The organism is Thalassobaculum litoreum DSM 18839, assembly GCF_900102465.1.
Taxonomy (GTDB): domain Bacteria; phylum Pseudomonadota; class Alphaproteobacteria; order Thalassobaculales; family Thalassobaculaceae; genus Thalassobaculum; species Thalassobaculum litoreum.
The window spans coordinates 248,916-275,220 of sequence record NZ_FNBW01000004.1 but is presented as its reverse complement, the minus strand read 5'-3'; the positions used below and the strand labels follow the sequence as shown (position 1 = coordinate 275,220).

26 protein-coding genes and 1 tRNA gene are annotated in these 26,305 nt (G+C 68.2%); 11 read left to right on the top strand and 16 right to left on the bottom strand.

Annotated elements, in window-relative coordinates:
* Positions 1-34 precede the first annotated feature (34 nt).
* Together BLS34_RS08510 and BLS34_RS08505 are read left to right on the top strand one after the other, a co-directional pair.
* Positions 35-499, top strand: a complete 465-nt coding sequence (locus tag BLS34_RS08510) for an Hsp20 family protein (RefSeq protein ID WP_038013691.1) — start codon at positions 35-37, stop codon at positions 497-499.
* Between the two features lie 2 nt (positions 500-501).
* On the top strand, positions 502-735 hold the full coding sequence (locus tag BLS34_RS08505) for a DUF1150 family protein (RefSeq protein ID WP_028793401.1): 234 nt from the start codon (positions 502-504) through the stop codon (positions 733-735).
* A gap of 73 nt (positions 736-808) precedes the next feature.
* On the opposite strand, the gene ptsN is transcribed toward BLS34_RS08505, so the two are convergent.
* The 8 genes from ptsN to BLS34_RS08465 form a co-directional block, all read right to left on the bottom strand.
* Positions 809-1,273, bottom strand: coding sequence for a PTS IIA-like nitrogen regulatory protein PtsN (gene ptsN / locus BLS34_RS08500; protein WP_028793400.1), 465 nt, complete (start codon positions 1,271-1,273; stop codon positions 809-811).
* A 101-nt stretch (positions 1,274-1,374) separates the two neighbouring features.
* A complete protein-coding gene (gene hpf / locus BLS34_RS08495) occupies positions 1,375-1,962 on the bottom strand; it encodes a ribosome hibernation-promoting factor, HPF/YfiA family (protein WP_028793399.1) in 588 nt (195 codons plus the stop codon).
* Between the two features lie 198 nt (positions 1,963-2,160).
* Positions 2,161-3,771 (bottom strand): RNA polymerase factor sigma-54, encoded by a 1,611-nt coding sequence (gene rpoN, locus BLS34_RS08490; RefSeq protein WP_093149589.1) that lies wholly within the window; start codon positions 3,769-3,771, stop codon positions 2,161-2,163.
* Between the two features lie 12 nt (positions 3,772-3,783).
* A complete protein-coding gene (gene lptB / locus BLS34_RS08485; RefSeq protein WP_051244079.1) occupies positions 3,784-4,581 on the bottom strand; it encodes an LPS export ABC transporter ATP-binding protein in 798 nt (265 codons plus the stop codon).
* Between the two features lie 103 nt (positions 4,582-4,684).
* Positions 4,685-5,500 (bottom strand): LptA/OstA family protein, encoded by an 816-nt coding sequence (locus tag BLS34_RS08480; protein WP_093149586.1) that lies wholly within the window; start codon positions 5,498-5,500, stop codon positions 4,685-4,687.
* 24 nt (positions 5,501-5,524) lie between these two features.
* The gene (gene lptC / locus BLS34_RS08475; protein ID WP_093149585.1) at positions 5,525-6,118 is read right to left on the bottom strand and encodes an LPS export ABC transporter periplasmic protein LptC; all 594 of its coding nucleotides are present in this window, start codon (positions 6,116-6,118) and stop codon (positions 5,525-5,527) included.
* A gap of 218 nt (positions 6,119-6,336) precedes the next feature.
* Positions 6,337-6,948, bottom strand: coding sequence for a ribonuclease D (locus BLS34_RS08470; protein ID WP_093149583.1), 612 nt, complete (start codon positions 6,946-6,948; stop codon positions 6,337-6,339).
* 38 nt (positions 6,949-6,986) lie between these two features.
* Positions 6,987-7,073 (bottom strand) — tRNA-Leu (locus BLS34_RS08465).
* 192 nt (positions 7,074-7,265) lie between these two features.
* On the opposite strand from BLS34_RS08465, the gene BLS34_RS08460 reads away from it, so the two are divergent.
* Positions 7,266-8,219: a complex I NDUFA9 subunit family protein gene (locus tag BLS34_RS08460; RefSeq protein ID WP_093149581.1), complete on the top strand. Its 954-nt coding sequence runs from the start codon at positions 7,266-7,268 to the stop codon at positions 8,217-8,219.
* A gap of 78 nt (positions 8,220-8,297) precedes the next feature.
* On the opposite strand, the gene BLS34_RS08455 is transcribed toward BLS34_RS08460, so the two are convergent.
* The 4 genes from BLS34_RS08455 to BLS34_RS08440 form a co-directional block, all read right to left on the bottom strand.
* Positions 8,298-9,014 carry a 3-oxoacid CoA-transferase subunit B gene (locus tag BLS34_RS08455; RefSeq protein ID WP_093149579.1) on the bottom strand — a complete coding sequence of 239 codons (717 nt, stop codon included), beginning with the start codon at positions 9,012-9,014 and terminating at the stop codon, positions 8,298-8,300.
* A complete protein-coding gene (locus BLS34_RS08450) occupies positions 9,011-9,697 on the bottom strand; it encodes a 3-oxoacid CoA-transferase subunit A (RefSeq protein ID WP_028793391.1) in 687 nt (228 codons plus the stop codon). Before BLS34_RS08450 ends, BLS34_RS08455 begins: the two co-directional genes overlap by 4 nt.
* A gap of 103 nt (positions 9,698-9,800) precedes the next feature.
* Positions 9,801-11,276 carry an NAD(P)-binding domain-containing protein gene (locus tag BLS34_RS08445; RefSeq protein WP_093149577.1) on the bottom strand — a complete coding sequence of 492 codons (1,476 nt, stop codon included), beginning with the start codon at positions 11,274-11,276 and terminating at the stop codon, positions 9,801-9,803.
* A gap of 31 nt (positions 11,277-11,307) precedes the next feature.
* A complete protein-coding gene (locus tag BLS34_RS08440; protein ID WP_093149575.1) occupies positions 11,308-12,552 on the bottom strand; it encodes an MFS transporter in 1,245 nt (414 codons plus the stop codon).
* Between the two features lie 307 nt (positions 12,553-12,859).
* Between BLS34_RS08440 and BLS34_RS08435 the strand changes: the two genes are divergently transcribed.
* Positions 12,860-13,522, top strand: a complete 663-nt coding sequence (locus BLS34_RS08435) for a hypothetical protein (protein WP_215906067.1) — start codon at positions 12,860-12,862, stop codon at positions 13,520-13,522.
* A 50-nt stretch (positions 13,523-13,572) separates the two neighbouring features.
* Here BLS34_RS08435 and BLS34_RS08430 read toward each other — a convergent pair whose 3' ends face one another.
* The 3 genes from BLS34_RS08430 to BLS34_RS08420 form a co-directional block, all read right to left on the bottom strand.
* On the bottom strand, positions 13,573-14,721 hold the full coding sequence (locus BLS34_RS08430; RefSeq protein WP_028793388.1) for an aminotransferase class V-fold PLP-dependent enzyme: 1,149 nt from the start codon (positions 14,719-14,721) through the stop codon (positions 13,573-13,575).
* 109 nt (positions 14,722-14,830) lie between these two features.
* A complete protein-coding gene (locus BLS34_RS08425) occupies positions 14,831-16,045 on the bottom strand; it encodes a pentapeptide repeat-containing protein (RefSeq protein ID WP_084618708.1) in 1,215 nt (404 codons plus the stop codon).
* Between the two features lie 35 nt (positions 16,046-16,080).
* Positions 16,081-17,496: an aminotransferase family protein gene (locus BLS34_RS08420; protein WP_175474154.1), complete on the bottom strand. Its 1,416-nt coding sequence runs from the start codon at positions 17,494-17,496 to the stop codon at positions 16,081-16,083.
* Positions 17,497-18,316: 820 nt separating this feature from the next.
* Here BLS34_RS08420 and BLS34_RS08410 point away from each other — a divergent pair.
* From BLS34_RS08410 to ligA, 6 genes are all read left to right on the top strand, one after another.
* Entirely contained in the window at positions 18,317-18,784 is a 468-nt protein-coding gene (locus tag BLS34_RS08410; protein ID WP_028793387.1) for a RidA family protein, read from the top strand.
* Positions 18,785-18,888: 104 nt separating this feature from the next.
* The gene (locus tag BLS34_RS08405; protein ID WP_028793386.1) at positions 18,889-20,064 is read left to right on the top strand and encodes a GNAT family N-acetyltransferase; all 1,176 of its coding nucleotides are present in this window, start codon (positions 18,889-18,891) and stop codon (positions 20,062-20,064) included.
* A 204-nt stretch (positions 20,065-20,268) separates the two neighbouring features.
* The gene (locus tag BLS34_RS08400) at positions 20,269-20,448 is read left to right on the top strand and encodes a hypothetical protein (RefSeq protein ID WP_028793385.1); all 180 of its coding nucleotides are present in this window, start codon (positions 20,269-20,271) and stop codon (positions 20,446-20,448) included.
* 214 nt (positions 20,449-20,662) lie between these two features.
* Positions 20,663-21,487, top strand: coding sequence for an outer membrane protein assembly factor BamD (locus BLS34_RS08395; RefSeq protein WP_051244069.1), 825 nt, complete (start codon positions 20,663-20,665; stop codon positions 21,485-21,487).
* 4 nt (positions 21,488-21,491) lie between these two features.
* Positions 21,492-23,165, top strand: coding sequence for a DNA repair protein RecN (gene recN, locus BLS34_RS08390; RefSeq protein WP_093149571.1), 1,674 nt, complete (start codon positions 21,492-21,494; stop codon positions 23,163-23,165).
* Positions 23,166-23,184: 19 nt separating this feature from the next.
* Complete coding sequence (gene ligA / locus BLS34_RS08385; RefSeq protein WP_093149569.1) at positions 23,185-25,266, top strand: NAD-dependent DNA ligase LigA; 2,082 nt, start codon at positions 23,185-23,187, stop codon at positions 25,264-25,266.
* A 10-nt stretch (positions 25,267-25,276) separates the two neighbouring features.
* Here the strand turns inward: ligA and BLS34_RS08380 are convergent, their stop codons facing one another.
* Positions 25,277-25,678: an SRPBCC family protein gene (locus BLS34_RS08380; RefSeq protein ID WP_093149566.1), complete on the bottom strand. Its 402-nt coding sequence runs from the start codon at positions 25,676-25,678 to the stop codon at positions 25,277-25,279.
* A 231-nt stretch (positions 25,679-25,909) separates the two neighbouring features.
* On the opposite strand from BLS34_RS08380, the gene BLS34_RS08375 reads away from it, so the two are divergent.
* Entirely contained in the window at positions 25,910-26,296 is a 387-nt protein-coding gene (locus BLS34_RS08375) for a YjiS-like domain-containing protein (protein WP_093149564.1), read from the top strand.
* The last annotated feature ends 9 nt before the right edge of the window (positions 26,297-26,305 follow it).

Below are 26,305 nucleotides of genomic sequence, written 5' to 3'. Positions count from 1 at the left end.
GACCGGATGTCTCGCTCGCTTGAGGGGATTGCCGATGGCACGCATATCCATGTTCAACTCTCCGCTCCTGCTCGGGTTCGATCATTTCGAGCGGGCGCTGGACCGGGTCCAGAAGGCCCAGTCGGACGGCTACCCACCGTACAACATCGAACAGACCTCGGAATCCGGCCTGCGCATCACGCTCGCGGTCGCCGGCTTCACGATGGACGACCTCGAGATCCATCTGGAGAACAACCAGCTCGTCGTCCGCGGCCGCCAGGCCGAGGAGGACGGCAAGGTGTACCTGCACCGCGGCATCGCCGCCAGGCAGTTCCAGCGCACCTTCGTTCTCGCCGAGGGGATTCTGGTCGACTCGGCCGAACTGGACAACGGCCTGCTGCATATCGACCTGCAGCGCCCGCTGCCCGAAACCACGGTGAAGACCATTCCGATCAAGGGAGCCCGCCGCAAAGCCGACACCATCGATGTCGAAGCGGAGCCGGCGGAGGCAGGAGAATAGGCATGTCAGACAGCAATCATCAGCCCGACCGCCAGCATCTGGCGGCGATGACGCCCCAGGCCCTGGGAGCGCTCGGCCTGAATCAGGTCGCCTTCATCAAGCCGGTGCAGGAGGAGGGTGCGGAACATTATGTGGTCCATGCCGCCGACGGCATGGCCGTGCGCCTGTTTCCGACCCGGGAGATGGCCGAGTTGGCGATCCGTCAGAGCGACCTGCAGGCGGTCAGCCTGCACTGATCCTTACTCAGTGATCCTTATCCACCGATCCCCACCGCCTGATGCCGCGTGACGGTCTCGGTCGTATCGAGCGTCAGGCGGCGTGGCTGGCGGCGGAGGCGCTGAACAGGGCGTAGATCGCGTCGGTGCTCTCGCAGCCCCGCAGCTTGGTGCACACGGTGCGGTCGCGCAGCAGGCGGGAGACGCGGGCGAGCGCCTTGAGATGGTCGGCGCCCGCCGCTTCCGGTGCCAGAAGCAGGACGACGAGATCCACCGGCTCGTCGTCGATCGAGTCGAAATCCACCGGCTTGTCGAGCCGGGCGAACACGGCATAGAGCCTGTCCAGCTTGGGCAGCTTGCCGTGGGGGATGGCGATACCGTGGCCGACCCCCGTCGTACCGAGCCGCTCGCGCTCCAACAGCACGTCGAAGATCTCCCGGGCCTCGACCCCGGTCAGCGTGGCCGCCTTGCGGGCCAGCTCCTGGAGGAGCTGTTTCTTGCTGGTGACCCGCAGGTTCGGAAGGATGCCGTCCGTCGAGATCAGGTCCGTGATATCCATGCTCGTGCTCGCTCTTTTGGCCGTCCAGCGTGTCAGGTGGACGAAGTCGGAATCGTGCTCGAATTGACCTGCTTCGGACGCGTCCGTCTGTAGGAACGCGTCTAGTCCGCGCCGGTTGCCCCGGCAGGATCCACCCACCCGACATTCCCGTCGGAGCGGCGGTAGATCATGTTGATACCCCCGTGCCCGCGATTGCGGAACATGAGCGCCGGTGCCCCGGACAGATCGAGACGCATCACCGCCTCACCCACCGTCAGGGTGTCCACCGCCGTTTCCATCTCCGCCACCACGACCGGATTCCAGCCGTCAGGCTCCTGGACCTCGTCCCCCTCGGACTCGGATTCCGCCGCCAGGATATACTGTTGCGCGGAAATTGCATCCTGCGCGTGCCCACGGTGGTGGTCGCGCAATCGACGCTTGTAGCGCCGCAGCCGCTTGCCCATGCGCTCTGCCGCCGCATCGAATGCCGCATGCGCGTCGGAGGCCTTGCCTTCGCTCTGGACCGTTATCCCCTTGCCCACATGGACGACGATATCGGCCACGAACTGGCTGGCCGCCTTCGTCATGGTCACCGTGGACTCAATCGGATCGGAAAAGTACTTGGTCGCGATCTCCGTGATCTCGGTCTCGATCCGCTCGCGCAGCGCGTCACCGACGTCGAGTTGCTTGCCCTGGACAGAAATCTGCATGGTCATATCCAATCTTGCGTCCGCCCTTCGCATCAGGTGGGTACGGACACTGGGTTTCGCACGAGCTAAAGCTGCTCCGCAGCGCGTTTTTCCCGCCGCGCCGGCGCCACCCAATCCGGTCCCATCTGAGCGAAGCGCCGGAACCTAAGTGTAGCGCGTTTCAAGGTCAACAATCGAGTCATGCCGCGTTTTACCCGGCTATCTGCGGCCCGCCATGACCGCCTGTCCCGCCTTCTCCCGGCGGCGTTGCACGCTTGAAGGAATGCGCATTGCCTCCCGATACTTAGCAACCGTTCTGCGGGCGATATCCACGCCGTCTGCCCGTAAAAGTTCGACGATCCGATCGTCGGACAGGATCGCGGTGGCCGGCTCCCCGTCGATCAGACCCTTGATCCGGTGCCGTACCGCTTCGGCCGAATGGGCCTCGCCGCCGGCCGCCGAGGCGATGGACGAGGTGAAGAAATACTTCAGCTCGAAGATGCCCCGAGGCGTTGCCGCGAACTTGTTGCTGGTCACCCGGCTGACCGTGCTCTCATGCATCCCGATGGCATCGGCGATGTCGCGCAGGACCAGCGGACGCAGATACTGGATGCCGTGCTCGAAGAACCCGTCCTGCTGCCGCACGATCTCGGTGGACACCTTGAGGATCGTCGTCGCCCGCTGGTGCAGCGAGCGGGTCAGCCAGTTGGCCGACTGCAGGCACTCCGACAGGTACTCCTTGGCCTTGCGATCCTTGGCCGCGACCTTGGACACCTCGGCGTAATAGGCGTTGTTCACCAGGACCCGGGGCAGGGTGTCGCTGTTCAGCTCGACCACCCATTTGCCGTCCGCCCCACGGCGGATCAGCACGTCGGGCACCACCGGCTGGTCCAGCGGCCGGTCGAACGCCTCGCCCGGCTTCGGGTTCAGCGCCCGGATCTCGCCGATCATGTCGGTGAGGTCCTCGTCGTCGACGCCGCAGACCTTCTTCAGGGCGGCGACCTCCCGGCGGGCCAGCATGTCGAGATTGTCGAGCAGCGCCTGCATGCAGGGATCGAGGCGATTCTTGTCGGCGAGCTGCAGCGCCAGGCATTCCTTCAGGTCGCGCGCCAGCACGCCGGCCGGATCGAGCCCCTGCACCCGCTTGAGTACCCGCTCCACCTCGTCCGCGTCGGTGCCGAGCTGCTGCGCCAGGGTATCGATATCGCCGGAGAGGTAGCCGGCGGCATCCACCATGTCGATCAGATGAGCGGCGATCAGCCGGTCGCGCGGCGCGTCGAACTCCATCGACATCTGGTCGAGCAGGTGGTCGCGCAGGGTCTTGGACTCCGCCACCATCTGCTCCAGGCCGAAATCGTCGTCGCCGACGATCCCGCCGCCGCCACCGCCGGCGGAACTCCAGCTCGACAGGTCGCCGGAGCCGATCGCCGCCACGCCCTCGGTCTCCTCGATCCCGGCGCTGCCCCAGTTGTTGTCGTAGTCGATGTCGTTGGGATCGTCGCCCGTGGCGGGGATGGCATCGGTGGTGGTGCGGTCGAGCGTGTCGCGACCGCCGTCGTCGATGGCGTCGCCGAACCCGTCGCCGTCCTGCTGCGGAGCCGCCGGGGCCTCGCCGTCATGGCGCAGCAGGTTGTCGCCCGCCACCGCTTCCAGCGCGGCCGGGCCCTCGCCGTCGTCGCGGTCCAGCAGCGGGTTCTGCGCCAGCTCGCCCTCGACATATTCCGCCAATTCCATGTTGTTCAGCTGCAGCAGCTTGATCGCCTGCTGGAGCTGGGGCGTCAGGACAAGAGATTGTCCCTGGCGGAGATCAAGGCGTTGCGACAGGGCCATGGTCGGACAGCGTCAGAGACTGAAACGTTCCCCGAGGTAGAAGCGCCGGACATCGCGGTTTCCGACGATGTCGTCCGGCGATCCTTCCATCAGGACCATGCCATCATGGAGAATATAGGCGCGATCGACGATCTCCAACGTCTCGCGGACGTTGTGGTCGGTGATCAGCACGCCCAGGCCGCGATCGGTCAGATGCGAGATCAGGTCGCGGATCTCGCCGACGGCGATCGGGTCGATGCCGGCCAGCGGCTCGTCCAGCAGGATGAACTGCGGACTGGAGGCCAGCGCCCGCGCGATCTCCACCCGTCGGCGCTCGCCGCCCGACAGGGCCAGCGCCGGCGTGCGGCGCAGATGGCTGATGGAGAACTCGGCCAGCAGATCCTCCAGCATCGCCTCGCGGCGGCTCGGATTGGACTCCACCACCTCGAGCACGGCGGCGATGTTCTGCTCGACGCTGAGACCGCGGAAAATGGAGGCTTCCTGCGGCAGGTAGCCGATGCCGAGGCGTGCGCGGCGGTACATCGGCAGGTCGGTGATGTCCTGGCCGTCCAGGGTCACGGTGCCGGCGTCGGTCGCGATCAGGCCGGTGATGATGTAGAAGCAGGTGGTCTTGCCGGCGCCGTTCGGACCCAACAGCCCGACCGCTTCGCCCGGCCGCACATTCACCGAGACATCCCGCAGAACCGGCCGCTTCTTGAACCGCTTGCCGACGTTGCGGGCGGCCAGCCCCCGGCGCGTGGTGTTCTCGTGCACGAGACGCGGCGAGGCCTCGTCAGTGCGTGTCGGTCGAACCCCGTCGATCGGTGCCATCCGTTCTCTCGTCCCCTGTCGGCACGGTTGGCCGACCTTCAGTTACGTCCCCACCGCGAAGTCTAGCACGGTGGCGGCACGAGCGGCGGTTTTCCGCACCGCGTCAGTTGTTCTCCCGCTCCGGCGTGAACAGGCCCTTCACCCGCCCGCCGGCTTTCGACCCGGGCAGCATACGGCTGACCCCGGTCTTCAGGTTCACGACCGCGCGTTCGCCGTTCAGCTGGTTCTCGCCGCGGGTCACCCGCACGTCGCCTTCTAGGGTGGCGACTTCGCGGAGCACATCGTAGACGCCTTCGTCGCCGTGCACGACCTCTTCGGGCGTGGTGATGACGACATTGCCCAGGGCGTCCACCTGCTCGATCCGGTTCTCGCCGTTCGGCCCCTCGCCGAAATGGGCGGTCAGGACATCGGCGTCGATCCGCTGGCCCTCGCGCCGGGCCGTGGCCTCGCCCCGGGCCACGGCCAGTTGCCGGGTCTCCCAGTATTCCAGGCTGTCGCGCGCGGTGATGGTGTCGATGCCGCTCTTGAAGCTCAGACCCTCGCCGGTCAGGACGATGACCTGCTGGTCGATGTCGTAGACCGCACGATCACCCACGGCCCGGTCCTCGGCGGAGACGATCACCACATTGCCCAGCGCCTCCAGCCGGTAGACCTCGCTGCCGCCGGTATCCTTCGCCCGATAGGCCGCCGTCAGGGTATCGGCGCTGACCGTCAGGGTGCCGCGCACCGCCTTGGCGTTGCCGCGCGCGATATACAGTTTGTCGTCGCGGACCCATTCGATGCCGTCATCGGCCTCGATGGTCACCGGGTCGTCGCCCTCCTGCTGCAGAAGCTGGGCACGGGCGGGGCTCGCGCCGCCGCCGAGGCCGAGGCCGAGAACCAGAATCGTCACGAGTATCGCGGCCAGGCGAGCCATCATCGGGGTACCATCATTCAACTGTCGTCACTCGCTGGCGCCGGTGCTGTACAGGACCGCCCGCGCCTTACCGGTGAAGATGATTCGCGCGCCGCGGTCCAGGCTCTGCATGCCCTCGCCCCGGATCGTGCCGCCCGGGCTCTGGCCCTGGGTCGGCACCTCGCTGAACACATTGCCGGGCCCCATGTCGATCATCGCCTCCTCGGTCACGAGCTGATGGCCCGCGTCGTGGAACAGCGCGACGCCGCCGGTCAGGTTGACTACGGAAGCGTCCTTGAACCACACCCCCTCCTCGGCGTTCAGGGAGACCCAGGTGCCGTCCTTGTTCACCATATCCGCCTGGGGATGGTCGAGTTCCACCGCCTGGCCGGTATCGCCGATTTGGGTGGCGGCGCGGGCGACGATCTCAAACGGCTGGTCGTTCTCGTCCTGGCCGACGAACCGCGGATTCGCCATGCGCAGGGTATCCACGTCCTCCAGTGTCACCGGCGCCTGATCGACCGGAATGTCGGCGGTGTTGCGGCTGATTTGCGGCCAGATCAGAACCAGGGCCACCAGCGTTATGGCCAGGGCCGGCAGCAGCATCTTCATCGCCGCGACCAGGCGGCTGGCGCGGACCACCGGACGGTGGCGCCCCCTCGCCGAAGACTGCTGTGGCGGAACGTGCTGGCTCAAGTGTTGAGTGACTGCCACTACTGGTCCTGTCCCGCGACTCTTCTTCTCTCAGGTTTATACCGCGCAGACGGAACGAGGCATAGGCAAAGGCACCGAAGACGAAGGTCCCGAAGACCAGGGCTCCGGGCGGCCGCGCTCGCAAACGCGTTCGGCAACGCTGCGGATCAGTGGGCGAAGATGTCCTCGTCGCCGTACCCGATGAGGTCGAGATAGGCACGGGTGGCCAGGAAGTCAAAGGCGGCCTGCGCCATCTCCGTGCGGCCCTCGCGCGCCAGCATCGCGTCGAGCCGGTCCTTCAGCTGGTGCAGATGCAGCACGTCGGAGGCGGCATAGGCCACCTGCTCCGGCGTCAGCTCGACTGCGCCCCAGTCGGAGGACTGCTGCTGCTTGGAGACCTCCACCCCGAGCAGCTCGCGGCAGAGATCCTTCAGGCCGTGCCGGTCGGTATAGGTGCGGACCAGCTTGGAGGCGATCTTGGTGCAGTAGACCGGGGTGGTCACCACGCCGAGATAGGCCTGCATCACCGCCACGTCGAACCGGGCGTAGTGGAACAGCTTGAGGACGGTGGGGTCGGTCAGCAGCCGGCACAGGTTCGGCGCGTGGTAGATGCCCTTGGCGAACTGCACCAGATGGGCGTCGCCGTCGCCGCTGGAGAGCTGGACGACGCAGAGCCGGTCGCGCTCCGGGCGCAGGCCCATGGTCTCGCTGTCGATGGCGACGACCTTGCCGAGATCCAGTCCGTCGGGGAGATCGCCCTGGTGCACGGTCGCGGTCATGATGTTGGTCCCGGATCGGCAGCTTGGACGAGAAGAGGTGGTGCCCAGGAGAAGACTCGAACTTCCACGACCTTACGGCCACTAGCACCTGAAGCTAGCGCGTCTACCAATTCCGCCACCTGGGCAAGGTGCGGACGGTCCCTTGCAGGACCGTTCGGAGGGCCGTGTTATAAGCGCCGCGCCGACAATGTCAAACGGGTTTTCGCACCCATTCTGCGATGGGCTGCGCGATCTGTCGCAGGGCATTCGTTCTCCCCTCCCGGAGCCTGCTGTACTATAAGAACCCGGTAATTCCCGAGTGCAGGAGTGGAACGGCCATGCAAGGCAAGCTCGTCACCGTTTTCGGCGCCTCCGGCTTCATCGGCCGCAACATCGTGCGCGAACTGGCCCAGCGCGGGGCGCGGGTCAACGCGGTCTGCCGCGATGTGGAGAAGGCGAAGTTCCTGAAGCCCATGGGCGTGGTCGGTCAGGTCACCCCGATGCGCGCGGACGTCACCGACGCCGCCGCCATCGCCCGGGCGGTCAACGGCGCCTCCATGGTCGTCAACCTGGTCGGCATTCTGCATCCGTCGGGCCGCAACACCTTCGACGCGGTCCAGGCCACGGCCCCGGGCGTGATCGCCAAGGCGGCGAAGGACGTCGGTGCGGAGGCCATGGTGCATGTCTCGGCCATCGGCGCCGATGCCGACTCCTCGTCGAAATACGCCCGCAGCAAGGCCGAGGGCGAGCAGGCCGTGCGCGCCGCCTTCCCCGAGGCGACGATCCTGCGCCCGTCGGTGGTGTTCGGCGCCAATGACAGCTTCTTCAACAAGTTCGCGTCGCTGGCGCTGCTCTCGCCGGTGCTGCCGCTGATCGGCGGCGGGACCACCAGGTTCCAGCCGGTCTATGTGGACAACGTGGCCGACGCGGTCATGGCCGCGCTGGAGACCCCGGCCGCCAAGGGGCAGACCTACGAGCTGGGCGGGCCGGAGATCTACAGCTTCCGGGAGCTGATGGAGATGGTCCTGAAGGAGACCAACCGGAAGGCCAAGCTGGTCAACCTGCCGTTCTGGGCCGCCTCGATCCAGGCGACCTTCCTGGAACTGCTGCCGAGCCCGATGCTGACCCGCGATCAGGTGGAGTTGCTGAAGTCGGACAACGTGGTGGCGGCGGACGCCAAGACCCTGGCCGATCTCGGCGTGAAGGCGACGCCGGTGGAAGTGATCGTGCCGACCTATCTCGACAAGTTCCGCCCCGGCGGCCGCTACAGCACGGGCCGCCAGCCGGCCTGAGGGTTTATTTGCTCCCCCTCGTCATCCCGAACTCGTTTCGGGATGACGCTGAAAGGTGAGTGGTAAGCTGGCAGCCGCTTACGCGACCACCAGTTCCCTCCAGTCCTCCGCCAGGGTGAGCGGCGGCTCGGTCATCGTCTGGAGCTGCTCCAGGGTCAGGCCCGGCACCATCTCGCGCACCACAAGGCCGCCCTCGGTCACGTCGATCACCGCGATGTCGGTGAAGATCCGCTTCACCACCCCCGGTGCCGTCAGCGGCAGGGAGCAGGCGTTCACGATCTTCGGTTCGCCCTTCTTAGTGACGTGATCGGTCAGCACCCAGATGCCCTTGGCCCCGGCGGCGAGGTCCATCGCTCCGCCCACGCCCGGCGGGAAGCGCCGGTCGCCGGTGGTCCAATTCGCCAGGTCGCCGTTGCCCGCCACCTGGAACGCGCCGAGCAGCGCCAGGTCGAGATGGCCGCCACGGATCATGGCGAAGGCGTCGCTGTGCACGAAGAACGAGCCGCCCGGCCGCAGGGTCACGTACTCCTTGGACGCGTTGATCAGGTCGCGGTCGCGATCCGCCTCGGCCGGGCCGGGACCGACGCCGAGGATGCCGTTCTCGCTGTGGAGCACGATCTCCTTGCCCTCGGGCATGACGTTGGCCGCCAGCGTCGGAATACCGATGCCGAGATTGACGAAACTGCCGTCGGGGATCATCTCCGCCGCGCGGCGGGCGATCTGCAGGCGGGTGAGCTTGGTGAAACCGGCGCCCGACTCCGTGGCGGTACCGGCGCTCGAAACGGCGCTGCTCATATGTCCCACTCCCGGTCGTTGTCGATATGGACCACCCGGTCGACGAAGATGCTGGGGGTGACGATGGCCTCGGGGTCCATCTCGCCCAGCGGCACGATCTCGCGCACCTGCACCACGGTCAGGTCCGCCGCCATGGCCATGACCGGACCGAAATTCCGCGCCGCCTTGCGGTAGATCAGGTTGCCCCAGCGGTCCGCCTTGTAGGCCTGAACCAGCGCCAGATCGGCGCGCAGCGGCAGCTCCAGCACATAATCGCGGCCGTCGAAGTTGCGCACCTCCTTGCCCTCGGCGAGGTCGGTGCCCACACCGGTCGGGGTGTAGAACCCGGCCACGCCGGCGCCGGCGGCGCGCATCCGCTCCGACAGGGTGCCCTGGGGCACCAGTTCCAGATCGATCTCACCGGCGGCATAGCGCGCGTCGAACAGGTCGGAGCCCTTGGAGCGCGGGTAGCTGCAGATGATCCGGGTCACCCGGCCGCTGCCGATCAGCGCCGCGAGGCCTTCGGTCCCGGTGCCGGCATTGTTGGAGATGACCGTGAGGTCCTTGGCGCCGCTGTCGAGCACGCCGTGGATCAGGTCGTTCGGCACGCCGGCGAAGCCGAAGCCGGAAATCATGATGGTGTCGCCGTCCTTCACGCCGGCCACGGCCGCGGCGACGTCAGGGACGATCTTGTCTATGGGCATGGGTCTGGGCGCTCCCCGGATCGGCTGATTCTTGTTCCGCAATAGGTAAGCCGAGGAGCCGGGCGGGTCCAGCCTCAACCGGGCCCAGGAACATCGCACCCATTCACCCTCGGTCGATGACCGGCACGGCGGGGGCGGCCTCGCCCTCCTCGCCGTCGAACAGGAACTCCGGCAACTGGAAACCGGTCAGGTTCTCCCAGTGATCCGCCACATCCTCGTGGAACAGGTCGCGGGCGATACCGGCGGCCATGCGCGGGACGGCGAACTTCATGGCGTTGATGGAGGCGCCCGACGGCCCGAAGCTCATGGTGGCGCCGAAGGTGAACAGGCGGATGTGCTTGAGCCACGGCGCCGCGCCCGGCTCGCGCTCCAGCAGTTCGTAGGCAGGGCCGAGATAGGGGTAGCGGCCGAGGCGCGGATTTTCCTCGCCCGCCGGCGGGACGTAGCGGTCGGACCAGCGCGCCACGTGCTCGGCCACCCCGTCCAACTCGGGCCGCAGGGCCATGTCCATGTCGAAGCCGGTGCCGACGATGAGGTAATCGGCCTCCAGCGCACCCGACGGCGTCGTGATCCGGACGGCATCGCCCGCCGGCTCGATCCGCTCCCAGGCCGCCTGGGTGCGCAACTGGAAGGTCCCGTGCCGGGCGACCCGTTGCCAGGTCTCGCGCGGGAAGGCCTCGCGCATGGACAGCAGGTAGTTCATGAAGCGCCAGCGCCAGGCATCGTCCAGCGTGTGGAAATGCCCCAGGAAGCCCGGGAAGCTGAGCCAGCGGAACGGCTGGACGCGCTGCAGCTCCGGCCGGCGCACGCAGAGCGTCACCGACGCCGCCCCCGCCTCCAGGGCGGTCGCCGCGTTGTCGAAGGCCGAGGCGCCGGCGCCGAGCACCGCCACCCGCCGTCCGGCCAGGGCGGCGAAGTCGATCTCCTCGCAGGTATGCGCCCAGAACCGCTTGTCCACCGGCTCCATGACCCGCGGGGTCCACCAGCGTCCCGAGGATTCGATGCCGGTCGCCAGCACGATCTTGCGGGCGGTGACCCGCTCCTCCGCGCCCGTGGCGAGGTTGCGGACGGTCGCCACCAGATAAGGGGCAGCCGGCTCGATACGCTCGACCCGCTTGCCGTTCTCCACATTCAGGTCCAGCACCCGGCGCAGCCAGAGCAGGTAGGCCACCCAGTCGCCCTTGTCGATCTTGTTCAGTTCCTCCCAGGCGGCCACGCCGTGCTGGGCCTCGAACCAGGCCTGGAAGGTCAGCGACGGGATATCGAGATCCGGGCCGGTCACCGCCTTGGGCGAGCGCAGGGTCGCCATGCGGGCATAGGTGTTCCACGGCCCTTCCAGGCCCGGTTCGGACTGGTCGACAATGCGGAAATTCACGATCCGCTGACGGGTCAGGGCATGGGCGATGGCGGTGCCGCCCTGGCCGCCGCCGACGATCAGCACGTCGAGGATGCGGGTTCCATCGGCGGTGTGGTGCGGGGGGACCCAGCGGCCGGAGGGATAGGCGATCTTCGGCAGATCCTCGGCCACCCGCTGTTCCAGCGCCTGCAGCCCCATACCGGCCGTGTCGGTAACAGTCATCCGCCGCCCTCCTCCGCCTGACTGCGGAATCTCACTCCGCCCGGTCGACCGCCGACGAGATGGCACGTCGCCGCATCCAGATCACCGCGATGACGGCCAGGGCGGCCACGCAGCCGAAGATCACCGGCGGCTCCAGGCCGACCACGTCGCCCGCCGCCCCCATGGCCAGCGCGCCGATGGCGGGGCCGCCGCGGAAGATGATGCCGTGCAGGCTGAGCACCCGACCGACCTTGTCCGACGGCACCGCAAGCTGGACGATGGTCTGCGTCCCGACGCCGGCGGCCACCATGGAGGCACCGTAGACCGCGAGCGCCGGCAGGGCGATCCACAGGCTGCCCGACAGCGCCACCGCGAGAACCGACAAGGCGACGACGATGGAGGCGACCAGCACGATCGGCACCAGACCGCCCTCCTGACGCCGTCCGGCCAGCATCCAGCCGCCGATGATCGCGCCCACGCCGGTCACCGACGTCATCATGGCCAGGGTGTCGGCGCCACCGCCGAAGACATGGTCGGCGAACCCCGGCAGTAGTTCGGTCACCGCGCGCACGGAGATCGCGGTCACCAGGTGCAGCAGCAGGATCGGTCCGAGACCAGGATCGCTGGCCCCGTAGCGCATGCCCTCGGCGATGTCGCCGATCAGCCCGCGCCTTGCCCTCGGCACGCCGCCCTCCCGGCCGATGGAGGGGTTTCGGGTGCGGATCACGACCAGGGACGCCAGCAGACAGAGATAGCTCAGGGCGTTGACGATGAAGGCCCAGCCGAGATCGGCCCAGACGATCACCAGCCCCGCCACCGCCGGGCCGATGAAGCGGGCGGTGTTGAACACCATGGAATTGATCGCCACCGCCGTGGTGATCCGCTCGCGCGGCACCAGCCGGGGGACCAGGGCGAGGCGGGAGGGCTGGTTGAACCCGATGACCATGCCGTTCAGGAAGGTCATCAGCACCACCACCTCCACCGAGATGTTGCCGGACAGGGTCAGGATGCCGAGCAGCACGGCCAGGGCCATGGACAGGGACTGACAGGCGAAGATCACCAGGGTGCGGTCGAGCCGGTCCGCCGCCACACCGCCGACCAGCCCGATCAGCACCGAGGGGAACAGGTCGGCGAAGGCCACCGCCCCGAGCCAGGTCGCCGAATGGGTCAGTTCCCAGGTCAGCCAGCCCAGCGCCACCCGCTGCACCCACATGCCGATCAGCGACACGCCGTTACCCAGCGTGTAGAGGCCGTACTCGCGATGCGCCAGGGTGCGCAGGATGGGGTGGTCGGTCATGACGAAGCCCGGTCTCGCCGCCCGAATGGGTGCGGCTTTGGCGTCGGAAGGGATGGCACGGGATCTTAGCGCAGATTGGAACCGCTCCAGCACCGGCGCGTTCGGTCGCAGGGTGCCGACCGTTATTGTGGAGTCTCACCCGCAGGTAGAGATCGCGTTTTATCTTACCGATTGAAACGTCAATCAGCATGATCTATATTATTATTGAAAGTGAAATCCGCCTTTTGATTACAGAGAAGGCAAATCGGGGATGGCCGCCGTGACGGACATGCTGATGGAAGATAAGGGACCTGCTCCGATCGTTCGCGTGCCAGCTGCCCGTAAGCCACAGCCGGTTGCGCAGCCTTCGCTCGGTCAGATCGTCGATGTTCCCTACACACTCTGGCTGGTGACCGTCGCGACCGCGCTTATGGCGGCGCTGTCGCTGATCCTGACCCTGACCATCTACATGCTGGACAACGTGCTGAGCCTGTCGGGGGGCGCGCCGATCTTCACGCCCGGCGACTACCGCAGCGTCCTCGAGCTGTCGGTGATCTTCGCCCTGCTGTCGATCGCAGCCCATTTCCTGCGCCTGCGCCTGGAGGCCTCGCGCAACGCGGCGGTCATCATTCCCCTGCCGTTCCGGATCGCCATCGAGCCGCCGATGGGCGACCTGACCTCCCGGTTCGAGGCGTCCTGCAACGTGGCGATCGCCTTCGACCGGGAAGAGCCGATCCGGGTGCTGACCAGCCAGCCGGACGTGCTGAAGCGGGCGCTGGAGAACGCCTTCATCATCGCCGTGACCGACCCGGTGATCCGCTTCTCCAAGCAGAAGATGGAGCAGACGCTGAAGATGGCGGCGGTCGGCGTGCTCGGTCAGGGCGTGGCTTTCCTCGACATGAGCGAAGTGCGCCAGCGGCGCCTGCCGCCACGCCCGCCCTCGGTCGATGCCACCGGCAAGGATACGGTGCGGCCGTCGCCGACCTGCTGATCCCCGCCTACCGAACCCCGGCCTGCTGATTTCCGGCCCGCTGATTTCCGTCAGGCGGCCGACCGGACGTGCCGGTCGAGCGCCGCGAACAGGGCGTCCACCTCCTCCAGCCGCGTGAACAGATACGGCGCCACCCGCACCCGACCGCTGCGCAGGCTCACATGGACATTCTCCGCCGCCAGGCGGTCCGCCAGGTCGGAAGCCGGCGGCTCGGGCAGGGTCAGGCCGATGAAATGCGGCGAGCGGTGAGCCTTCGGCGGCACGCCCCACCCCCGCGCGGCTGCCTGCTCGGCGATACGGTCGACCACCGGTCGGATACCGCCGGCGACAGCCTCGATGCCCCACTGCGCGATCTGCTCCATCGCCGCCACCGCCATCGGCATGTGAATCATGGAATCGGCCGCCCCCTGGTCGAACTTCCTGCCCCCGGGCTGGAAGGTCCGGCCGTAGCCGGGCGACAGGGTCATCGGCGCATCGCCGACCCGGGCGGCGTGGTTATGCTCCACCGGCTCGCCGTGCTGGCGGCGCGGCGCCACATAGAGATAGCCGCACTGGTCCGGCGACAGCAGCCACTTGTAGGCGGAGCAGGCGACGTAGTCCGGGTCGATCCGGGCGACATCCAGCGGCAGCACGCCGATGGACTGGGTCGCGTCGATGAAGATCGCCGCCCCCAGGGAATGGGCGACGTCGGCGATAGGCCCGAGATCGAGAGTGCCGCCATCCACCCAATGGACGTTCGGCAGCGCGACCAGGCCGGTCTCCGGTCCCAGACGGTCGAGCACGGCACTGGTCCAGTCGCCGTCCGACGGCCAGGGCACCACCGTCATCGTGGCGCCGCTGCGTTCGGCCAGAAGCTGCCAGGCGTAGAGGTTCGAGGGGAACTGGGACTCCAGGACGACCACGCTCTGCCCCGGCTCCAGGGTGATGGAGCGGGCGGCGACGGCGACGGCATAGCTGGTGGCGGTGCTCAGCGCGATATCCGCTCCCGAGGCACCGATGAACCCGGCGAAGAGGTCGCGGGCCCGGTCCATCTCCTGCGGCAGGGCGTTGCGCGCCGACTCCCACGGTCGGGCCTTGCGATCGACCGCAAGGCGTCCGGCCTCGGCCGCCGCCTTGGGGGCCGGGCCCTGGGCCGCACAGTTCATGTAGACGACGTCGTCGCCGAGGTCGAACAACGGGCGGATGGTCTCTGGGGTCACGGTGTCGCTCTCCTCGGGCAAGGAACAGCGACAGACTACGCCCGTCGGCACACCGCGTTAAGGGTGCACCGGCGCCAGGGCCGTCAAACGCTTCGGGATGGTGGCGCGCCTACTGGTCGGAGCGCAGTTTCTTCGGCGGCACGCCCTCTAGGCGCGCCTCGTCCAGCTTCACGCCGTCCAGCACCGCCCCGGTCAGATTGGCGCCGTTCAGGCGGGTCTCCTGCTTGCGGCCGACATTCTCGCCATGGCTCGACAGCAGCGGCGCCGCGGTCAGGATGGCGTCGGTCAGATCCGCCCGGGACAGGTTGGCGCCGGACAGAATCGCACCGGAAAGGTTGCAGCGGGCCAAAGACGCGAGCGACAGGTCGGCCCCCGACAGATCCGCCAGCACCAGCAGGGCGTCGGTCAGCAGGGCCCGGTGCATGATCACGCCGCGCAGGTCCGCGCCGGACAGGTTCAGGCCCCGCAGGTCGGCATCGGTCAGATCCACCCCGTCGAGCGAGGCGCGCGACCCGCGCTTGCCGTCGCTGCGCACCCAGCGGTCATGTTCCACCAGGGTGCGCTGGACTTCCGCCGCGACGATATCGGCCGGCGGCGCCAAGCGGGCGTTGGAGGTGTCGACCTTGCTCAGATCGACGTCGCGCAGACGGGCGCCGATCAGGTTGGCCCGGTCCATCGTCGCCCCGTCGAGCTGGGCGCCCGACAGGTCGGCACCGGTCGCCAGCGAGTCGCTGAGATCGGCGTCGCTCAGATCGGCCGAAACGAGGTTCGCGTTGCGCAGGATCACGCCGGACATGGAGGCGCGGCGCAGGTTCGCCCGTTCCAGGTTGGCGCCGGTCAGGTCGGTCTGCGCCATGCGGGCCTGATCGAGCTTGGCACCCTTGAGGTTGGCGCGGTGCATGCGCGCGCCGGCGAAGTTCACCGAGGTCCCGGCGAAGGCGGCCTGGCTGTCGTTCTTCGACGGCAGACCGCTGGCGCCGCGCAGGGAGACGCCACGCAGATCGGCGCCCTCGAACACCGTGCCGACGAGTTGGGTGCCCGTCAGATCCGCTTCCTCCAGAGTGGCGCCGCGGAACGAGGCGCCGCAGAGATCCGCCCCGGCGAAGATCGCCCGGGTCAGGTTGCAGCCGATGAAGCGCACCCCCTGCAGGTCGGCGCCGCCGAAATCGACTTCGCGCAGATCCTGGCCGGAGAAGTCCGATCCGAACAGATTCGTATGGGCAAAGGACGCGGGCTGCCCTTCGGCCGCCCCCTCCAACCAAAGCCGGTGGCTCGCGAGTTTGCGCTCAACGGCGTCGTGCGCTATGTGACCCTGGATGCTCATCCGCCCACAGTCGCAGTTTCGAACTTAATTCTTGGTTAATTCCCCAGCTTCCGCAGGGAAGAAAATTCGGCTTCTGCCTGTGATAACGACTTTTCCAGCCGGTCGGTTATTTCATCGAGTTCCCGGTCGCTGGTAACCAACGGCGGAGACACCATCACCCAGTCTCCGTCCCGGCCGGCGTTCGTCCCGCGGGTGTACAGTATCAAACCGTTCTGCATTGCGATACGGGAGACCGCTGCCGGCACTGCCGCCTCTATGGGGAACGGCCGCTTGGTCGCCGGATCCGCCACGAACTCCACCGCCATCAGCAGACCCTTGCCGCGCACGTCGCCGATGATCGGGTAGCGGTTCGCCATGTCCCACAGCCGCGTCTTCAGTTCGGCCCCGAGCACCGCGGAGCGCTCGACCAGCCCGCGCTCCAGGGTTTCCTCCAGCACCGCCAGCCCCACCGCGCAGGACAGCGGGTTGCCGAGCGCTGTGTGGCCGTGCAGGAAGCCGCCTCCGCTGGCCACCGTCTCCACCAGATCGCGCGGCGCCAGCACCAGACCGAGCGGCAGATAGCCGGCCCCGATGCCCTTGGCCATAACGATCAGGTCGGCCCGGCAGTCCGGCCAGTGATCGTGGGACAGGAAGGCGCCGGTCCGGCCGCCGCCGCTCATGACTTCGTCGTGAATCAGCAGGATGCCGTACTTGTCGCAGATCTCGCGCACCCGGGTCATGTAGGCCGCCGGGGTCACCAGCGCGCCGGTGGACACCCCGCCCACCGGCTCCTGGATGAAGGCCAGCACGCTTTCCGGCCCCTCGGCGACGACCCTGTCCTCCAGATCCTGGGCGCATTTCAACGCCCAGTTCTCCTCGTCCAGGCCGGCGGGGATGCGATAGGTCACCGGTGCGGGGACCTTCGGCATCTCCTGCAGCATCGGGCCGAACATGGCATGGGCCGACGGGTCGCCGGTGATGGCGAGCGCCCCCAGCGTGCCGCCGTGATAGGAGGGCTGGCGCGAGATCACCTTCCAGCGTGAAGCCTCGCCCCGGGACAGGGCGATCTGCCGGGCCAGTTTCAGCGCCGCCTCGTTCGCCTCCGAGCCGCCCGAGACGACGAACACCCGCTCGTAGCCGGGACCGGCCGCCTCGGCCAGCCGCTCGGCGAAGTCGCGGTTCGCCTTGCTTTCGAAATGGGAGACGTTGGCGAAGGCCGCCGCCTCCGCCTGGGAGGTCAGGGCGTCGAGCACCCGGCGGTTGCCATAGCCAAGGTTGCAGGCGACCGGACCCGAGCTGGCGTCCAGATAGCGGTTGCCGGCGGTATCCCACATCTCGATGCCCATGGCGCGGGCGATCTGCGGTTTGGCGGGCGTTCCCGGCGGTGCCGCGAAGACCTGGATCGGTTCGCCCCGCGCCAGGGTTCCGAGCGGCGGCAACACGTCGAGATCGTTTCGAAGCAAGCTGGACATGGACGCCCCCAGGGAGAAAGAGGGACCCATAGTGGCCCGCCGCCACCCGCGCGCCAAGACCTCACCGACCCCGTCGACACGCGGCCCCCTCTATCTTCCCCCCCCCCCCCCCCCCCTCCCCCCCCCCCCCCCCCCCCCCCCCCCCCCCCCCCCCCCCCCCCCCCCCCCCCCCCCCCCCACCCCCCCCCCCCCCCCCCCCCCCCCCCCCCCCCCCCCCCCCCCCCCCCCCCCCCCCCCCCCCCCCCCCCCCCCCCCCCCCCGCGTGTTCCCGGCCTCGCGCTGGGATCGCGACGTCGGCGTGTTGGAGCGTCTCGGCAAAGGCTCCATACCGCGGCCTCGCCGCCCCCCCGGCGCAAGGCCGGGCAAACCGCAAGGGTCAAGGAGACACAATCGACCCGATCCACACGGGAAAATCGAATATATATTGTGTTCTGAATGAAAATCTGACACTATATGTATCGAATCGAGACAGGCTTGCGCTGCGATCATTTCGAAGGAGCGGATCGCCCGGCGCGCAGAGTTCCATCGCTTCCCCGGCGATGGAAGCGGGAGAGGACAGGCCTCGTTTCGCCCTCTCCCACCACCCTGTGAAGCTCCTAAGGACGGTTCTCCGTCCAGCCTAGCGGGTGCGCCCGCCTGAGACTTGGCGCACCCGGCTTTTTTCCGACCGCCCGCGCTTCCCTGTCGCGCGGCCCGGCCTGCCGCGACCCGACCGGACCGGCCATCATCCCCTGGATCGTTCTCTGGCGTGAGGCGTCATGCCCGGCTAGGCTCCGTTGGCAACCAACTCAAGAATCCCTACGTCCAAGGAGAAGCAGCCATGGCTGGCACCATTGAGGCCCGTTTGGCCGAGCTCGGCATCGAGATCCCCACCCCGGCCACGCCCGCCGCCAATTACGTGCCGTTCGTGCGCAGCGGCAACCTGCTGTTCGTGTCCGGCCAGATCCCGATGGCCGACGGCAAGATCCAGGGCATCGGCGTGGTCGGCAAGGACCTGACCACCGACGACGCCCGCAAGATCGCCGAGATCTGCGCCAAGAACCTGATCGCCCAGGCCAAGGCCGCCTGCGACGGCGACCTGGACAAGGTTGCGCGCGTGGTGAAGCTCGGCGGCTTCGTGCGCTGCACCCCCGACTTCACCGAGCAGCCCGAGGTGGTCAACGGCGCCTCCGACCTGATGGTCGCGGTGTTCGGCGACAAGGGCCGGCATTCGCGCTTCGCGGTCGGCACCAACGCCCTGCCGCGCGGCGTCGCGGTCGAGGTCGAAGCGGTGTTCGAGCTCGCCTGACGCGCCTGCCCCTCAGGGGGCCCGACAGCCGATCCGGGGCGGCCTTGCTTCGCGGCAGGACCGCCCCACCTGGATTCCGTGGACGACCACAGCGGATCCCGCCCATGCCCGACGGCACCGATATCCAGATGGAACTCGCCGAAGAAGTCTCCGTCCTGCCCGCGATCTCCGCGGTTGCGGCGCAGGAATGGGATGCCTGCGCCGGCGCGGACAACCCGTTCCTGTCGCACGACTTCCTCAACGCGCTGGAGGAGAGCGGGTCGGTGCGGGCGCAGACCGGCTGGCTGCCGCGCCACCTCGCCGTCAACGACCGCGCCGGTCGGCTGGCCGCCGCCATGCCGCTCTACCTGAAGGGCCATTCCCAGGGCGAGTACATCTTCGACTGGGGCTGGGCCGACGCCTATGAGCGGGCGGGAGGGCGCTATTACCCCAAGCTGCTGTCGGCGGTTCCGTTCACCCCGGTGACCGGCCCGCGCATGCTGGTCCGCCCGGATATCGACCCGGCCCGGGCGCAGGAGATCCTGGCGGGCGGGGTCGTCGCGCTGATGAACCAGCTCAACGTCACCACCGCCCATGTGAACTTCGTGCCGAAGCCGGAATGGAACCGACTGGGCGAATTCGGATTCCTGCAGCGCATGGGCCTGCAGTACCACTGGCACAACGACGGCTATGCCAGCTTCGACGCCTTCCTCGAGGCGCTCTCCTCACGCAAGCGCAAGGCGATCCGCAAGGAGCGCCGCCAGGTCGCCGAGACCGACCTGGTGATCCGCCGGCTGGTGGGCAAGGACATCGAGGAACGGCACTGGGACGCGTTCTTCGCCTTCTACATGGACACCTCGGACCGCAAATGGGGCTCGCCCTACCTGAACCGCACCTTCTTCTCGCTGCTCGGCGAGCGCATGGCGGAAAGGGTGCTGCTGGTCGTCGCCGAGCGCGACGGAGAGCCGGTCGCCGGCGCGCTGAACCTGATCGGCAGTGACACCCTGTTCGGCCGCAACTGGGGCTGCACCGAGGAATACAGATTCCTGCATTTCGAGGCCTGCTACTACCAGGCCATCGACTTCGCCATCGAGCGCGGCATGGCCAAGGTCGAGGCCGGCGCCCAGGGCCAGCACAAGATCCAGCGCGGCTACCTGCCGGTGGAGACCTACAGCAACCACCTGATCCTGGACGACGGCTTCCGCGATGCCGTGGAGGACTTCCTGGCCCGCGAGCGCCGCCAGATGGTCCATGAGAAGGAGCTGCTGCTGGAGGAATCGCCGTTCCGCAAGGACGGTTAACCTTTTCTTCGTCATTTGTTGCTGCAATGCCACAGGGAACACCATTCGCAAGATTTTCGTCACGAAACCCTTGCGGGAGGGGCAGCCCGACATAAAGTGCATATCAACACCCTGTGAGGCGCTCCTGAGACATTGTCTCGAAGCATCGTCCTCACCGCGGGCTGATAATGACCCAATGACGAATATCACCATGGAGGTCGCACGATGCGCGATACCTACGTGCTCACGCCGCTTGAGGCCGCTGAGCAGACCGGCCTGGATCTCGACAAGATCCTGAGCCTGGCCGCCACCACCGATTCGGTCGCCGAGACCGACGGCGAGACCCTGCGGATCGACCCGTGGGCCCTGGCCGCTGCCGCCGGCGAGATGAAGCTGGCCGCCTGATCCTTTCGGATCATCTCAATCTTGATCGCAGGCCCCGCTTCGGCGGGGCTTTCGATTTTCCGGCACCGGCGATATCCGGACCGCATCCTGCCCCGGAACGCACCTTGAGACGGCCGGAAAGCCGCCTTCAAACGCGGCACCCCCACTTCCCCTTCCCTCCATCCCCCCGCCGCCTTACATTGCGCTCATCCGCGCAACCGGACGTGTCCCGCTGATGTCGCCGCTCAGAACTTTCATCCCGCGCCTTGCCGCGATCGCCCTGGTCGCCGCCCTCGCTGCGTGCAGCTCCACCGACGACGATCCGGAATACGTCGAGCGTCCGGTCGAGGAGTTGTACAACGACGCCTACAACGCCGCGCTGGCCGGCGAGTTCAAGGAAGCCGCCCCGCTGTTCGACGAGGTCGAACGCCAGCATCCCTATTCGGTCTGGGCGACCCAGGCCCAGCTGATGTCGGCCTATGCACTGTACCAGTCGAACGACTACGACGACGCGGTGGCCGCGCTCGACCGGTTCATCCAGCTGAACCCGGGCAATCCGAACGTCGACTACGCCTATTATCTGAAGGGCCTGTGCTACTACGAGCGGATCGTCGATGTCGGGCGCGACCAGAAGCTGACCCGCGAGGCGCTGTCGTCCTTCGAGGAAGTGGTGCAGCGCTTCCCCAATTCGAAATACGCCCGCGACGCCCGCCTGAAGATCGACCTCGCCCGCAACCACCTCGCCGGTAAGGAGATGAGCATCGGGCGCTGGTACATGCGCCAGGGCCAGTATCTCGCCGCCATCAACCGCTTCCAGCGCGTCACCACCGAATTCGACACCACCGAACAGGTGCCCGAGGCCCTGCTGCGGATGACGGAATGCTATGTCGCCCTCGGCCTCGACGAGGAGGCGAAGCGCACCGCCTCCGTGCTCGGCTACAACTACCCGGGCACCGACTGGTACGAGGACGCCTATTCGCTGGCGACCAAGGGCCGGGCGCGGACCACGGCGGAGTCCGGCGACGACGGGTGGTTCGGCTGGGGCGTCGGTCCGTTCTAAGCCCATGCTGGCGTCGCTCTCGATCCGGGACGTGGTGCTGATCGACCGCCTGGACCTCGCCTACGAGCCGGGCCTGTCGGTCCTGACCGGCGAGACCGGTGCCGGTAAGTCGATCCTGCTGGACGCCCTGGGCCTGGCCCTGGGAGAGCGCGCCGATTCCGGACTGGTGCGCCACGGCGCCGACCAGGCCACCGTCATCGCCGCCTTCGAACTGTCCGACCCGTCGGCCGTCGACGCCGTGCTGGGCGACGCCGACCTGGCCCCGTCCGATGGCGCGCTGATCCTGCGCCGCGTCGTCACCGCCGACGGCCGCTCGCGTGCCTATGTGAACGACCAGCCCACCAGCGTCGGCCTGATGCGCCGGCTGGGCGACGTGCTGGTCGAGATCCAGGGCCAGTTCGACCAGCGCGGCCTGATGGACCCGTCCACCCACCGCGACACCCTGGACGCCTTCGCCGGCCTGGGACGGCAGGCGGAGGCCGTTGCCACGGCCTGGAGCGCCTGGCGCACCGCCCTGGTGGCGCTGGAGACCGCCCGCGCCGACCTGGAGAAGGCCCGGTCCGACGAGGACTATCTGCGCCACGCCGTCGCCGAGCTCGACCAGCTCGCGCCGGAGGTCGGCGAGGAGGCCCGGCTGGCCGAGACCCGGTCGATGCTGATGAACGCCGAGGCCGTGGTCGAGGCGCTGAACACCGCCAGTGCGGCGATCGCCGAGGATGGTGGCGCCGACAACGCCGTCGCCCGGGCCCAGCGCGCGCTGGAACGGGTCGCGGACCGGGCCGGCGGGCGCCTGGACACCGCGCTTGCCGCCCTGGACCGGGCCGCCGCCGAACTGCAGGACGCCGGCGCCGAGATCGCTGCCGCCGCCGCCGATATCGAGGCCGATGGCGGCACGCTCACCGAGATCGACGACCGGCTGCACGCCCTGCGCGACCTCGCCCGCAAGCATGGGGTCGAGGTCGACCGCCTGCCGGAGGTGCATCGCCGCTTCGCCGACCATCTGGCGGCCCTCGACGGCAAGGGTGGGGAGATCGGCGCCCTGACCGCCGCCGAGGACAAGGCGCGGCGCGCCTATGCCGAGGCCGGCGAGATCCTGTCCAAGGCCCGCGCCGCCGCCGCCGCGAAGCTGGATTCGGCAATCTCCAAGGAGCTGCCGCCGCTGAAGCTGGACAAGGCCCGGTTCGAGACCATGGTGAGCCGCCAGGACGAGGGCCGCTGGGGGCCGGCCGGGCTCGACGCCGTCGCCTTCCAGGTCGCGACCAACCCGGGCATGCCGGCGGGGCCGCTGTCGAAGATCGCGTCCGGCGGCGAGCTGTCGCGCTTCCTGCTGGCCCTCAAGGTCGTGCTGGCCGAGGCGAGCCCGGTGCCGACCCTGGTGTTCGACGAGGTGGATTCCGGCGTCGGCGGAGCCGTGGCCGCCGCGGTCGGCGACCGGCTGGCGCGGCTGGCGACCCGGCTGCAGGTGCTGGTCGTCACCCACTCGCCCCAGGTCGCCGCCCAGGGCGCCCATCACTGGCACGTGGCCAAGCGGGTGCAGAACCAGATGACCGCCACGGACGTTGTCCGCCTGAGCACCGAGCAGCGCCGCGAGGAGATCGCCCGCATGCTGTCCGGCGCCGCCGTCACCAGCGAGGCCCGCGCGGCGGCCGACAGCCTGCTGTCCCAATCCCAGCGTTAAGTCCAGAGCACCGACCCGCATGAGCGACATCGAGACCAAGGCCGTCGAAGAGCTGAGCGAGGCCGAAGCCAAGGCCGAGCTGGCCCGCCTGTCCGACGCCATCGCCGAGGCGGACCGGCTCTACCATCAGGAGGACGCGCCGGACCTGACCGACGCGGAATACGACCAGCTCCGCCTGCGCAACCAGGCGATCGAGGAGCGCTTCCCCGACCTGAAGCGCGAGGACAGCCCGAGCGAGCGCGTCGCCCCCGGCCCGGCCGAGGGGTTCGCCAAGGTCCGCCACTCCCGGCCCATGCTGTCCCTGGCCAACGCCTTCGACGAGGAGGACGTGCGCGAGTTCGAGCGCCGGGTCCGCCGCTTTCTTAATCTCGGCGAGGATGAAACCGTCGCCCTGATGGCCGAGCCGAAGATCGACGGGCTGTCGGCCGCCCTGCGCTACGAGAAGGGCAAGCTGGTCCAGGGGGCCACCCGCGGCGACGGCACCGAGGGCGAGAACATCACCCGCAACCTGGAAACCGTCGACGACATCCCCAAGACCCTGCCGGACGGCGTGCCCGACGTGCTGGAGGTGCGCGGCGAGGTCTACATGACCAAGGACGATTTCGTCGCCCTGAACGAGCGGCAGGCCGAGGCCGGCGCGAAGATCTTCGCCAACCCGCGCAACGCCGCCGCCGGCTCCCTGCGCCAGCTCGACCCGGAGATCACCCGGTCCCGGCCGCTGCGGTTCTTCGCCTATTCCTGGGGCGAGATCAGCGAGGACTTCGCCGACAGCCACCACGAATTCCTGGAGAAGCTGGGGAGCTGGGGCTTCACCACCAACCCGCTCTCCGAGCTGTGCGAAACCGCCGACGCGGCGCTGGCGGTCTATGCCAGAATCGGCGACGGGCGCCACGACCTGACCTATGACATCGACGGCGTGGTCTACAAGGTCGATCGGCTGGACTGGCAGCAGCGGCTCGGCATGGTCAGCCGCTCGCCGCGCTGGGCCATCGCCCACAAGTTCAAGGCCGAACAGGCCGAAACGGTGCTGCGCGAGATCGACATCCAGGTCGGCCGCACCGGCGCGCTCACCCCCGTCGCCCGGCTGGAACCGGTGAAGGTCGGCGGCGTCACCGTCACCAACGCGACGCTGCACAACGAGGACGAGATCCGCCGCAAGGACATCCGGGTCGGCGACACGGTCGTGATCCAGCGCGCCGGAGACGTGATCCCGCAGGTCGTCCGCGTCATCACCGAGAAACGGCCGGCGGACTCAAAGGAGTACGTCTTCCCGGACCATTGCCCGCGTTGCGATTCCGAGGCGCCGCGCCCGGAAGGCGAAGCGGTACGCCGCTGCACCGGCGGTCTGATCTGTCCGGCTCAGGCCGTGGAGCGGCTGAAGCATTTCGTCAGCCGCGATGCCTTCGACATCGAAGGCCTCGGGGCGAAGCAGATCCAGGCCTATTATGAGGACGGGCTGATCGACAGCCCGGCCAGCATCTTCCGGCTGAAGGAGCACCGCCGCAAACTGATCGGCCGCGAGGGCACGAAGATCACCTCGACCAACAAGCTGCTGGCGGCGATCGAGGACCGGCGCACCATCGGCCTCGATCGGTTCGTCTACGCGCTCGGCATCCGCCAGGTGGGCCAGGCCACCGCCCGGCTGCTGGCGACCCATTACGGCACCCTGAACGCCCTGCGCCAGGCGATGACGGCCGCCGCCGATCCGGAGAGCGAGGCCTATGCCGACCTGATCAATATCGATCAGATCGGCAGTGCCGTGGCCAAGGATTTGATAGACTTCTTCTCCGAAGCCCATAACGGCGCGGTGTTGGACGACCTCGACGGCGAGCTGACCATCGAGGCGTTTGCCGCGCCGACCGCCGCCGACAGCCCGGTCGCCGGCAAGACGGTGGTGTTCACCGGCACCCTGCAGACCGTCGGCCGCAGCGAGGCCAAGGCCAGGGCGGAAGCTCTCGGGGCCAAGGTCGCGGGCTCGGTGTCGAAGAAGACCGACTATGTGGTCGTCGGCGCCGATGCCGGCTCCAAGGCGGCCAAGGCCGAAGCCCTGGGTGTGGCCACGCTCAGCGAAGAGGACTGGCTGAAACTGATCGGCGGGTGAACGGCGCGGCTCAGCCGCCGTGCTCGGCCAGCGATTTCAGCGTCTCCAGGTCCCGGCGCACCCAGTCCAGGTCGCGGGCGAAAATCTCGTCGCCCATGTCGGGATATTGGAACAGCGTCAGCGTGACCGTGCTGCCTGTGCCATTGGCGACGATGCGCATCGGGACATAGACCACCCGCCCATCGCCCAGATCGACCCAGTGATCCATCACACCGAAGGGATTGTGGTCGCAGAAGCGGATGGTGATCGGACCTTCCGGCCCGTCGGCCTTCCACCCGTCCTCGCCCGGTCGCAGTGCCGCCTGGCTCAGCCCCGAGGCCCAGGACGGGAACCGCTCCGGCCGCCAGAAGGCCTCGTACAGGGCGGCAGCATCCCGCTCCACCGCGACGGAGACAGTTTCTGATCGATACATGACGTCCCTGGATCCAAGTCGGCTCGCCGCAGCCGCCATCGTATCAGATTCGGTCCGATGCGCGCCGCCGCATGGCTGGCTGCCATTTCACGCATATCTGACCCCCATAGCCATGCGTCAAATGCAATGCTGCAGCGCAAAAATCCAAGTGGTGCCCGGAGCGATTCTGACCAGATTAGGGGCAGTAACAGCCGGGCAGCAGCCCGGTCTGATGTTCCAAGGAGAAACCCGATGTCCACCCAGAACGATATCCTGCGCGTGCCTTCGGCTCTGCCGGAGAACCCGTCCGCGCTGGTCGCTCGGGCACGGGCCATGCAGAGCGCCTACATTCGTGACCTGATCGGCCGTGCCTTCCGCAGCCTCAGCGCCCGCCTCGCCCATCGTCGCACGATGGCCGCGGTCGAGGACCTGAGCCCGCGCATGCTCGCCGATATCGGCCTCGACCTGTCCGCCCTGCGGGCCGGTGTCGTCCGCCGCGTCGACGTCGAAGTCGTCGGCACCCCGAGCGAGACCTACGCTTCCGCCACGGCGCCGAAGACCGCCAACCCGGTCGAGCCGCACCTGCGCGCCGCCGCCTTCGGCACGGCCGCGAACACCGACGTGCGTCACGCCGCCTGACCCCCTCCC